Origin of the sequence: Streptomyces sp. cmx-18-6, from assembly GCF_046548915.1 — a bacterium.
GTDB lineage: Bacteria > Actinomycetota > Actinomycetes > Streptomycetales > Streptomycetaceae > Streptomyces.
On record NZ_JAEBEP010000001.1, the window covers coordinates 593,194 to 604,982 of the forward strand.

8 protein-coding genes are annotated in these 11,789 nt (G+C 69.7%); 1 reads left to right on the forward strand and 7 read right to left on the reverse strand.

What is annotated here, in order from left to right:
• Positions 1-37: 37 nt before the first annotated feature.
• The 7 genes from ACLJPL_RS02740 to galE all read right to left on the reverse strand — a co-directional run bounded on the left by ACLJPL_RS02740 (position 38) and on the right by galE (position 9,195).
• Positions 38-1,315: a glycosyltransferase family 2 protein gene (locus ACLJPL_RS02740; protein WP_411079012.1), complete on the reverse strand. Its 1,278-nt coding sequence runs from the start codon at positions 1,313-1,315 to the stop codon at positions 38-40.
• Between the two features lie 217 nt (positions 1,316-1,532).
• Complete coding sequence (locus ACLJPL_RS02745; protein WP_411079013.1) at positions 1,533-3,824, reverse strand: hypothetical protein; 2,292 nt, start codon at positions 3,822-3,824, stop codon at positions 1,533-1,535.
• A gap of 217 nt (positions 3,825-4,041) precedes the next feature.
• On the reverse strand, positions 4,042-5,541 hold the full coding sequence (locus tag ACLJPL_RS02750; protein WP_411079014.1) for an SDR family NAD(P)-dependent oxidoreductase: 1,500 nt from the start codon (positions 5,539-5,541) through the stop codon (positions 4,042-4,044).
• 247 nt (positions 5,542-5,788) lie between these two features.
• Positions 5,789-7,225, reverse strand: coding sequence for a GTPase ObgE (obgE, locus tag ACLJPL_RS02755; protein ID WP_411079015.1), 1,437 nt, complete (start codon positions 7,223-7,225; stop codon positions 5,789-5,791).
• A gap of 145 nt (positions 7,226-7,370) precedes the next feature.
• Complete coding sequence (gene rpmA, locus ACLJPL_RS02760; protein ID WP_015608479.1) at positions 7,371-7,628, reverse strand: 50S ribosomal protein L27; 258 nt, start codon at positions 7,626-7,628, stop codon at positions 7,371-7,373.
• Positions 7,629-7,642: 14 nt separating this feature from the next.
• Entirely contained in the window at positions 7,643-7,963 is a 321-nt protein-coding gene (rplU, locus tag ACLJPL_RS02765; protein ID WP_411079016.1) for a 50S ribosomal protein L21, read from the reverse strand.
• Between the two features lie 260 nt (positions 7,964-8,223).
• A complete protein-coding gene (gene galE, locus ACLJPL_RS02770; RefSeq protein WP_411079017.1) occupies positions 8,224-9,195 on the reverse strand; it encodes a UDP-glucose 4-epimerase GalE in 972 nt (323 codons plus the stop codon).
• A 344-nt stretch (positions 9,196-9,539) separates the two neighbouring features.
• On the opposite strand from galE, the gene ACLJPL_RS02775 reads away from it, so the two are divergent.
• Complete coding sequence (locus ACLJPL_RS02775; protein ID WP_411079018.1) at positions 9,540-11,771, forward strand: CDP-glycerol glycerophosphotransferase family protein; 2,232 nt, start codon at positions 9,540-9,542, stop codon at positions 11,769-11,771.
• The last annotated feature ends 18 nt before the right edge of the window (positions 11,772-11,789 follow it).

An 11,789-nucleotide genomic window follows, 5' to 3' on the forward strand; every position in this document is an offset into this window, starting at 1 on the left:
CCCCTGCCGAAGGCCCTGCCCGGACCCGCCGCCCGGCTCAGGTTCTCCGGCGGGCGCGTACGGCTTTACGGAGCCTCCGGCGGGCCCGTCCGGCGACGCGCCGGGCCTTGCGGGCGGCCCGCCGGACCAGGGGCGTGTGCGGCACGGGCTTGGGCGGCTCGACGCGCTCGCCCCCGACCCACTCGGTCACCGTCACCTGATACGTGCCGCGCGGCAGTCTCCTCGCCCTCCTGAACTGCGGATACGTCAGGTAGATCCGGGGCGGGTTCCGGCGGCGGACCACTTCGGGCTGCCGCTTGTCCCGCAGGACGCGCAGGAAGTCGAGGAGGAGGTCGAGCCTGCCCCGGGCCACGCAGGTCAGCCTGATCCGCTCGGCGACCTTGAGGCGGGAGGCGAGGCCGGGGGTCCAGTAAGCCTTCATCAGGGGGGCGGCCAGCGCCATCTTCTCGCGCTGCACGGCGGGCGGAAGTTTCAGCAATCCGGGTCCGAACTGGGGCAGCAGCGTGATGACGAACGGGCGTACCATCAGCGCGTCGCGCCGGGGCCCGGGCGGCACATGAGCGGCGATCAGCCCGGTGAGAGCGCGCGCGGAGTCGAACCGCAGGGTGTGGCTGCCCCGCTTGGTCGCCTGGTTGCCGTCCTCGCGGCCCACCAGGTAGTAGCAGGTGTAGTCGGCGACGACGGAGACCCCGCCGCCGCGCAGATACGCCTCCATGGTGAACAGGGCGTCCTCGCCGGTCTTCAGCTGCTCGTCGAAGGACATGCCCAGCCGCACGAGCAGCTCGCGGCGGAACAGCTTCTGGGCGCTCAGCGTGAACTTGATGTTGGAGGTGTACAGGTCGGCGCGTTCGACCGTCTTCTTCCACATGGATTTCGGGGCGCCCCGGTCGACCCCGACGATCTTCCCGAGGACGACGTCGGTTCCGGCCCGGTCCGCCATGGCGACGAGCCGCTCCAACGCCTCCTCGCCGAAGTAGTCGTCGGCGTCGAGGAAGAAGACGTAGCGGCCCCGGGCGAGCTTCAGCCCGAGGTTGCGCGGGCCGCTGGGGCCGCCGGAGTTGGCCTGCCGGACCACCCGTGTGGGGATCGCGGTCCCGGCGGCGAAGCGCTCCAGGTACTCGCCGGTCCCGTCGGTGGACCCGTCGTCGACCGCGACGATCTCCATGCGCCCGGCGCCGATGGTCTGCGCCTCGACGGATTCCAGGCAGCGGACGAGGTACGGCATGGCCTCATAGGCTCCGATGATCACACTGACATCGGGCGTGGGGTCGTTCTGGTTGTTCTGGTTGTTCTGTGACTTTTCGGCCGTATCCACCCTTGGATTGGATCACAAGAGGGGCGAAATTCGTCAGACCATATGCTTTTACGTACGGGTGCGCCGAGCGGCTCGCAGATCCCTCCCGCAGGGGGACATACGAGCCGAGGGCGGGGTTGTCCCCACTGTCGGGCGGTGCGATCACACGGCGCTGGGCGCGTGATCAGCCCATTGCCAGCGCGTGGTCAGCGCGTCATCAGCACGTGGTCGGCGCATGTCAGCGCGTGGACGTCGATTCCTCGACGGGCGCGGCGGCCGGGGCGCCGGTGGCGGTGGCCGCCGCGTCGGTGGCGGCTTCGGAAGCCTCGACGGTGACGGCTTCGGCGTCCTCGACCGTCGCCGCGTCGGCAACGGCTTCCGCATCCTCGACCGGCCGGGCCTCGCCGCCGGTGACCGCGACCGCGTCGGCGACGGCCTCCGTCCCGCCCGTCCCCACGCCGCTGGAGGCCGCCTCCGGGTCCGGCACCGCCAGGTCCTGCTCCTTGAGGCGCTGCTCGACGGCCTCGTTGCGCGCCTCGGCCCGCGCGGCGAGGTCGACGAGGGCGGCGTTGAAGCGCTCCATGGACGTCGGCTCGTCGGGGCCGAGAAGGTAGTCCTTCAGCTCGCGCCGGGCCCCGGCCAGCGGGTCCGCCGCCGGGTCGGCCACCGCGGCCAGCAGCTCGTCGAGCTCCTCGGCGCTGTTGGACAGGATGACCGCGGCCCGTACGGCGGTGTTCTGCCGCTTGAACTCCTCGGCCCCGAGCGCCGCGGAGTCGGTGACCGCGTAGGGCTTGCCGCTCGCGATGAAGTCGGAGACCACGCTGGAGACGTCCGAGACCATGGCGTCGGACTCGTTGAAGCAGTCGTACAACTTGGGCCGCGCCCCCGTCACCGTACGGTGCTCCCACCAGCCGAAGGAACGCCAGTAGGCGGCGTTCCACGCGGTCCGCAGCCCGGCCGTCTCGGCCTCGCGGGCCGGGTCGGCGAGCGCGACGCGTGATTCCTCCGCGTCATCGCCCCGGGCGACGCCCCGGGCGGCCAGTTCGGTGAGGCGGGCCTCGATCCGCTCCATCTCCGCCTTGGCCTCGCTCTGCCCGGCGGCGGCGTCCGCGGCCTCCCGCGTCCAGCGGGGTTCGGCGGCGCGTTCGGCGGACGCCTGCTCCAGGAGGGCCCTGATCCGGGCGTCGACCGCCTTGGCCTGACTGCTGCGGATGCCGGTGAAGGGGTGCGGCTTGTAGATGACGCGGACCGGGTCCCCGGCCGCCAGCAGCCGCCGGACGATGTTCTCGCCGGCCAGCAGCAGCGAGGTGTTGCCCGGGTCGTCGTCCCAGCCCTCCCAGGTGGGCGCGTACAGCACGGTCGGGATGGGGTGGGCGGCCGTACCGGTCCAACGTTCGACGGACTCCAGCTGCGGGCGTCCCACCTCGACGATGTCCTCGTCCCGGACGCCCACGTCGGCCAGCGCGTACCGGTCGCGGCCGGCCCGGCCTGCCGTCCACACCTCGTCGTACACCTTGGAGTACGGGTTGACGCTGGCGAGCTTGTCGCTGTCGCCGTGGCCGATGAAGACGTGCTTCGTGGTCGGCACGCGCAGGATGTGGATGTTCTTGCCCACGTTCGCGGGATAGAGGCAGACCCGGACGGTGGAGAGGTCCAGGTTCATCAGGTGGGTGGCGGCCGGGACGCAGATCAGCGGTACGGAGGTTTCGGCCAGCTGCCCCGCCAGCCCCCTTTCCCGCATGACGATCAGCGGCCGTCCCTCCGCGCGGGCCAGCGTGTCGAGCCACATGTTGCCCTGGTAGGCGGACTCGTGGGAGCCGGAGAAGTAGAGCACCGTGGTCGGCCGGTATGCGCGCAGCCAGTCGTCCAGGGCCTTGAGCACCACGGAGGGCGCGGGCACCTGACGGCTGCGGCGCAGGTAGGGCAGGAGCAGCCCGATGAGCAGCAGGGCCAGCACCACGGTGAGTCCCGCACCGATGTAGGCCGGCAGGTCCTGCCCCGTACGGGCGGCGATCAGCACGCCCACGACGGCCGGGACGTCCAGGTGCAGCATCTTCTCCCCGGCGCGGTGCAGCAGCGCTCTGGGAGGTGCGTCGGGGATGCGGAGGTCGCGCAGGTCCACGTTGCGGGTGACGGCCGGCAGAACGCGCCGCAGCCGGACCAGGGTGGTCAGGGCGCCGTGCGGGACCTGGAGGCCGTAGAAGACCAGGAAGCACGCCGCGGCCGCGTAGAACAGCGGCTCCGCCGCCAGGTCCATACGGGCCAGGAGGAGAAGGAGCATCATCTGGCGGAGCAGGAAGCGGATGGACAGTCCCGCCCTGATCTTGCTGAGCCGGTTGAGCAGATAGCTCCCCCGCTGATGGAGGAACCAGTCGCTGGCGTAGGTGGCGGCGGCGGCCGCCGCGAAGAACCAGAACTGGGGAATGAGCGCGGCGACGAGGAGGCAGAGGTAGCTCAGCCCCATCAGGGCCGCTGCTGCCAGTTCCGACCCGCTGCCCACTCGGGCGAGGCGAATGGCTGTCGAAATCACGAGGAATCCTGCTCCAGGGAGGGAGTGCCGTCGATTCACGTGGTGCGGAAATTCACGTGGTGCGGAAACTGACGCACGTGGGTGGCGGAGAGACGGCGAAGAGATCGTGGCGGGTGAAGGGATCGTCGGGGGTGAGAGACCTCCGAAAACGCGAACGGGCCCTTGCGATCGCTCAGCGCGATCGCAAGGGCCCGAAAGGGACGATGGTCAGGGAGTGTTACACGTCTTCCTGACGGTCAAGCACGGAAGCCAGTGCCTGTTCGAACCCGGATGCCTCTGAGGCGCCACGCGTGGGGTCCTGCTGCCGTACGTCTATGACATGGCCGGTCAGGGTGGAGAGCAGCACGTCGAGCGAGGTGCGGGCCACCGCCTCGGAGGAGAGCAGCGAGCCCTCGGGCTCCTGGCCGAACGCCTTGGTGCGCATGGGGGTGGCGGTGCGCTCCGGGTTGACGCAGTTGACCCGGATGCCCTCGCCCGCCCACTCGTCGGCGAGCGCCTGGGTCAGGTTGACCATGGCGGCCTTGGTGGAGGAGTAGAGGCTGTACTCGGCGCGGCCCCGGGTGTAGCTGCTGGAGGTGTAGAGCAGCAGCTGGCCCTGGGTCTCGGCGAGGTACTTGTAGGAGGCGCGCGCGATCTGCACGGGGGCCAGGTAGTTGACGTTCAGGGCTTCCTGGATCGTCGCGTTGTCCGTCTCGGCCAGCTTGCCGATGCGCAGGACGCCCGCCGTGTTGATGACGTAGTCGATGCGCCCGGTCTCGGCGTACGCCTTGGAGAGCGCCTCGTCGACGTGCTCCGGGTTCTCCACGTGCGTGCCGGTGGTGGAGCGGCCGAGCGCGTAGACGCTCGCGCCGTAGTTCTCGGCCAGCGTCGCGATGTCGGCGCCGATCCCGTACGAGCCGCCGAAGACGACGAGGGTCTTGCCGGAGAGCAGCTCGCGGTAGGCGGCCTCGTCGGCCTGGCGCGGGGCGGCGGTGGAGGCGAGCTGGAAGAGCTTGTCGGTGATGAAGACGTCGACCGGCTGGGTCACCTTCATGTTGTACTCGTCGCCCGCGACCACGTAGATCGGCACGTCGGGGAGGTACTTCAGGACCACCGAGCAGTCGTCGGTGGCCTGGAAGTTGGGGTCCCCGGCCGCGATCCGGTACGCCTTGCGGATCGTGGAGAGCTTGAATGCCTGCGGGGTCTGACCGCGGCGCAGCCGGGACCGGTCGGGGACCTCGGTGATGAACTCCCCGTCCCCGCCGTGGGTGCGGGTCACGATGATCGTGTCCGCGGAGGGGATCGCGACGTCGACGGCCTGGTAGCGGTCGAGGGCGTCGACACAGTCCGTGATCACACGCTGTGACAGCAGGGGCCGCACCGCGTCGTGGAAGAGGACGTTGCGGTCCTCGCCCTCGGCGAGGCCCTCGCCGAGGGCCGCGATGGCGCGCTCGGTGGTCTCGTTGCGGGTGTCGCCGCCCTCGATGATCCGGGTGACCTTGGCCAGGCCCGCCTTGGCCACGATCTTCTCGACCTCGGGCACGAACCCGGGCGCCATCAGCACGATGACGTCGTCGATGTCATCCGCGTTCTCGAAGATGGTCAGCGTGTGCTCGATGACGGCCTTGCCGGCGATCTTCAGCAGCTGCTTGGGGATCGACAGGCCGACGCGCTGTCCGGTACCTCCGGCGAGTACGACCGCTGTGGTCCGGGGCTTGGCTTCGTGATGCACAGACACAGGGCGACCTACTTAGCTACGACGGGGGAACGGTGCGATGTTCCCACCCTCCGTGACCGTCGTGCAAGGCGAGCGTCATCGGCCGCCCGCCCGGCGGCAACCCGCAGTTCACCATCTGGCGCAAGGGGGGCCGGTCCGGTCCGGGGCGCGTACGGGCCCGGACCGGGCCGCAGAAGTGTTGCGTAATCCGTACATCCTCTGCGGGCGGCCCCTCAGCCCTTCCCTTCCTTCGAGCTCTTCGAGCTCTTTAGAAGGGATCGAACTCGTCGTACTCCTTCTGCGCGTCATCACGCTCGGAGTCGCGGTCCCGGCGACGCTGCGCGGCCGGCCGCGGCTCCTCCAGACGGTGGTCCTCGCCACGGCGGCCCAGCATCTCGGCGCCGGCCGTCACGGTCGGCTCCCAGTCGAAGACGACCGCGTTCTCCTCGGGTCCGATCGCCACGCCGTCGCCGGCCCGGGCGCCCGCCTTCATCAGGGCGTCCTCGACGCCCAGCCGGTTGAGCCGGTCCGCGAGGTAGCCGACCGCCTCGTCGTTGTTGAAGTCGGTCTGGCGCACCCAGCGCTCGGGCTTCTCGCCTCGCACCCGGTAGATGCCCTCGTCGTCCACGGCGACGGTGAAGCCGGCGTCGTCGACGGCCCGGGGACGGATGACGATGCGGGTCGCCTCCTCCTTCGGCTTGGCGGCGCGCGCCTCGGCGATGATCCCGCCGAGTGCGTAGCTGAGCTCGTTGAGGCCCTTGTGCGCGATCGCGGAGACCTCGAAGACGCGGTAGCCGCGGGCCTCCAGGTCGGGGCGGATCATGTCGGCGAGGTCCTGGCCGTCCGGGATGTCGATCTTGTTCAGGGCGACGATGCGGGGCCGGTCGTCCAGGCCGCCGTACAGCCGCAGCTCCTCCTCGATCATGTCGAGGTCGGAGAGGGGGTCGCGGTCGGACTCCAGCGTCGCGGTGTCCAGGACGTGCACGAGGACCGAGCAGCGCTCGACGTGGCGCAGGAACTCCAGGCCGAGGCCCTTGCCCTGGCTGGCGCCGGGGATGAGGCCCGGGACGTCCGCGACGGTGTAGACGGTGGAGCCGGCGGTGACGACGCCCAGGTTCGGGACGAGCGTGGTGAAGGGGTAGTCCGCGATCTTCGGCTTGGCGGCGGAGAGCACCGAGATCAGCGAGGACTTGCCCGCGCTCGGGTAGCCCACGAGCGCCACGTCGGCGACGGTCTTGAGCTCCAGGACGATGTCCCGGTCCTCGCCGGGCTCGCCGAGCAGCGCGAAGCCGGGGGCCTTGCGCCGGGCGGAGGCCAGTGCCGCGTTGCCGAGGCCGCCGCGGCCGCCCTGTCCGGCGACGAAGGTGGTGCCCTGGCCGACGAGGTCGGCGAGCACGTTGCCGGCCTTGTCGAGGACGACGGTGCCGTCCGGGACGGGCAGGACCAGGTCCTGGCCGTCCTTGCCGGAGCGGTTGTCGCCGGCGCCGGGCTGGCCGTTGGTGGCCTTGCGGTGGGGGCTGTGGTGGTAGTCCAGCAGGGTGGTCACGGACTGCTCGACGACGAGGATCACATCGCCGCCCCGTCCGCCGTTGCCCCCGTCGGGGCCGCCCAGCGGCTTGAACTTCTCACGGTGTACGGAGGCGCAGCCGTGGCCTCCGTTACCCGCGGCGGCATGCAGCTCGACGCGGTCCACGAAGGTGGTCATGGTTGGTGCCTCCAGGTACTGCGATGAATACGGAAATGTCTCTGTCGTAACACGCCGAGGGCGGACCCGCTTCCCCGGTTGCCGGGAAAGCTGAGATCCGCCCTCGGAAGGTGCTGTGTCGCCCTGTGCGCGCCGAAAGAAGAGATCAGACGGCGAGCGGAACGATGTTCACGACCTTGCGGCCACGGTGCGTGCCGAACTCCACCGCACCGGCGGTCAGCGCGAACAGCGTGTCGTCGCCGCCACGGCCGACGCCCGTGCCCGGGTGGAAGTGGGTGCCGCGCTGGCGGACCAGGATCTCACCGGCGTTGACGGCCTGACCGCCGAAGCGCTTCACGCCGAGCCGCTGAGCATTGGAATCGCGCCCGTTCCGAGTGGACGATGCGCCCTTCTTGTGTGCCATGTGTTCTCAGTCCCTTACTTCGCAGCCGAGGGGATACCGGTGACCTTGATCGCCGTGTACTGCTGGCGGTGGCCCTGGCGACGGCGGTAGCCGGTCTTGTTCTTGTAGCGAAGGATGTCGATCTTCGCGCCCTTGTGGTGGTCCACGACCTCGGCGGTGACCTTGATGCCGTCCAGGACCCACGGGTCGCTGGTCACGGAGTCACCGTCGACAACGAGCAGGGTCGAGAGCTCGACCGTGTCGCCAACCTTGGCAGTGGGAATCTTGTCAACCTCAACGATGTCGTCAACAGCAACCTTGTGCTGACGACCACCGCTGCGCACGATGGCGTACACGCGGATCTCACTCTCGCTCAGAACGGAAACCCCTGATGCCAGCCGCTCGCACGGGCCGGGGCCCGTGGTGACTTCACAGAAGGATGAACGGCCTCTTCCAGCCCGCGTCGAAAGCGACTGCCGGAAGGGAGGTGCTCAGGGGAATGGCGCGTATGGTTACACGCCGACTGTCAAGAGTACGGGGCGCCCCGCAGGCGGTCAAACCGGCCCCCGACCGCCCCGGAGGGGGCAGCCGAGGGGGGCGGTCCGGCGGGCACTCGCTACGGGCGGCGGCTGCGCCAGCCCAGCCAGGCCGACTCGATCATGTCGTCGAGGCCGTACCGGGCCGACCAGCCGAGCTCCGCGCGGATGCGGTCGGCGGAGGCCACCACCCGCGCCGGGTCGCCGGCGCGACGGCCGGCGACCTCCGGCGCGTGCTCCTCGTTCCCGGTGATCTCCAGGATGCGGTCGACCATCTCCCGTACGGAGCTGCCCTCGCCCCGGCCGATGTTGAGCGTCAGCGCCGTGCCCGGCTCCGCGTCCCGCAGGCGGCGCGCGGCGGCCAGGTGCGCGGAGGCGATGTCCCGCACATGGATGTAGTCGCGTACGCACGTGCCGTCGGGCGTCGGATAGTCGTCACCGAAGATCCGGGGCGCGGCCCCCGCCTCCAGCCGCTCGAACACCATGGGGACGAGGTTGAACACTCCCGTGTCGGCGAGTTCGGGCGAGGCCGCGCCGGCGACGTTGAAGTAGCGCAGCGACGCGCTGCGGACGCCGTGGGCGGCGGAGGCCGCGCGGATGAGCCACTCGCCGACGAGTTTGGTCTCGCCGTACGGGCTCATCGGCAGGCACGCCGTGTCCTCCGTGACCAGGTCCACGTCCGGCATCCCGTAGACGGCGGCCGAGGAGGAGAAGACCAGCCGGTCCACTCCCGCCCCGGCCATGACCTCAAGGAGGACCTGGAGGCCGGTCACGTTCTCGCGGTAGTAGTGCAGCGGCCGCTCGACGGACTCCCCGACCTGCTTCTTCGCCGCGATGTGCACCACGCCCGTGACTTCGTGGTCACGGACGGCCTTCTCCAGGCCCGCCGCGTCGAGGACGCTGCCGACCACCAGGGGCACGCCCTGCGGCACCCGGTCGCGGCTGCCGGTCGAGAGGTCGTCGTAGACGACGACCGATTCGCCCGCCTCCACCATGGCGCGCACCACGTGTCCGCCGATGTATCCGGCGCCACCGGTCACCAACCAGCTCATTGAGCGTCCTTTCGCGAGCATGGGCCCTGTCATCGGTCCTGATGCAGGATTATCGGCGGTCCGAGCAGTCCAAGCGTTCCAGGGGAAAGCCCAATCGGACATCTCGCCACAGAACGCTTGATTGAGCGCAATGTTGCAAGGTGACGGACACCTCTGCGTGAACCCCCGCCCACGCTCCGCCACCATCTTCCCGTGCACAGTCGCCCGGCCGGCCCGAAAGGCGATCGGCCGCCCGCCACCGCGGCAACGGAAACTGCTGGTGAATCCTCTACCATCAATGCGCAGCGCCGCCCGGCCTCTGCCCGGCGCCAGGCCACGGACAGTTCTCAGAACAGGTTACTAGGATGCCAAGAATCACCCTCGTCGTGCCTGTCTACAAGGTGCAGAGTTACTTGCAGGAGTGCCTCGACTCGGTACTGGACCAGGACTACACGGACTTCGAGGTCCTGGCGGTCGACGACTGCTCGCCCGACGGTTCCGGAGTGATCCTGGACACCTACGCCGAACGGGACGACCGGGTCCGTGTCCTCCACCTCGCCGAGAACATCGGCCTCGGCCCCGCCCGCAACGCCGGGCTGGCCGAGGCGCGCGGCGACTACGTGCTGTTCCTGGACAGTGACGACACGCTGACCCCCGGGTCGCTCGGCGCGGTCGCCCGGCGGCTGGACGAGGCCGACGACCCGGACATCCTGATCTACGACTACGCGCGCACCTTCTGGAACGGCGAGGTCCGGCCCAACCAGCGAGCCGGCCTGCTGCAGGACAAGGAGCCGGGGGCCTTTCCCCTGTCGGACCACCCCGAGCTGCTGGACCTTCTCCAGATCGCCTGGAACAAGGCGTACCGGCGTGACTTCATCACCCGGCTCGGCCTGACGTTCCCCCCCGGATATTACGAGGACGCCCCCTGGACGTTCTGCTCGCTGATATCGGCGGAACGCATAGCCGTGCTCGACCACATATGCGTGCATTATCGGCAGCGGCGTGAGGGCGGGAATATCCTCAAAACCGTCAGCCGAAAGCACTTCGACATCTTCGAGCAATATGATCGCGTATTCTCGTTCGTGGACGCCCGTCCCGAACTGAACGAATGGCGTCGGCCGCTTTTCCGGAAGATGATCGATCACTATCTGACCGTGCTGGAGAGTCCGGGCCGGCTTCCGCGGAGTTCCCGCCCGGAATTCTTCCGGCTGGCGACCGAGCATTACCGGTCCCGTCTCCCGGAGGGCTTCACCCGCCCCGCCGCGGCCCAGGGTCACCGGTACGCGCTGCTGGAGCGCGGCTCGTACCCGGTCATGGCGAGCGCGTACACCGCGATCAAGGCCCGCCGCGCTGTGCGCAGACGCACGCGTTCGACCCTCACCCGGTTCAAGCGCGGCGCGATGGGCGCGTACTACCGGTCGCAGCTGCGCGCGCCGATCGACGCGGACCTCGCGCTCTTCTCCGCCTACTGGAGTCGCGGCGTCGCCTGCAACCCGGCCGCCATCGACGCCGAGCTGGCGCGAACGGCCCCGCACATACGGCGGGTGTGGGCCGTCCGGGGCGACAGCGTGAACCGCGTACCCGAGGGCGTGGAGATCGTGCGCGTGGGTTCGCGGGAGTACTGGTCGGCCCTGGCGCGGGCCAAGTACTTGGTCAACAACGTGAATTTCGCCGACGCCGTGGTCAAGCGCGAGGGGCAGATCCACCTCCAGACGCACCACGGCACCCCCCTCAAGACCATGGGGCTCGACCAGCGCAAGTTCCCGGCGTCGACGGACATGGACTTCGAGCGGCTGCTGGAGCGCTGCGACCGCTGGGACTTCAGCCTTTCCTCCAACCGCTTCTCCACAGCGGCGTGGGAGCGGGTGTACCCCTGCCGCTACACCTCTCTGGAAACCGGCTACCCGCGTAACGACATCCTGGTGAACGGGACGGCCGACGACGTCCGCAAGGCCCGTCGCGACCTCGGGCTCGCGGACTCCACCACCGCGTTTCTCTACGCGCCCACGCACCGCGAGTACCAGAGCGAGTTCACCCCGCGCCTGGACCTGCTCCGCCTCGCCGACGAACTCGGCCCCGACGTCACCCTGTTGGTCCGGGGCCACTACTTCTACTCCGCGTCGCCCCGGCTAGCCGATCTCCGGGCGAGCGGGCGGATCATCGACGTCTCCGCCCACCCCCGGGTCGAAGACCTCTACCTCGCGTCCGACGCGCTGATCACGGACTACTCCTCGGCGATGTTCGACTACGCCGTCCTGGACCGGCCGATCGTGGTCTTCGCCGACGACTGGGAGGTGTACTCCGCGGTCCGCGGGACGTACTTCGACCTGTTGAGCGAGGCGCCGGGATCGGTGGCGACCACCGAGGACGGCCTCATCGAGCTCCTGCGCTCCGAGGAGTGGCGGGGCGAACCGGCCGCTCTGCTGCGTGCCGCGTTCCGCAGGAAGTTCTGCGAGTTCGACGACGGCCGTGCCGCCGAGCGCGTCGTCCGCCGGGTGTTCCTCGGCGAGGACGAGCCGATCCCCTTTGTGCCCTTCGACGAGCGCGCGCACGCGCCGCTCCCCGCCCAGGTGCTCGAATTCGTCGAGCGGGCCTGACCCGAAAGGAATTACTCC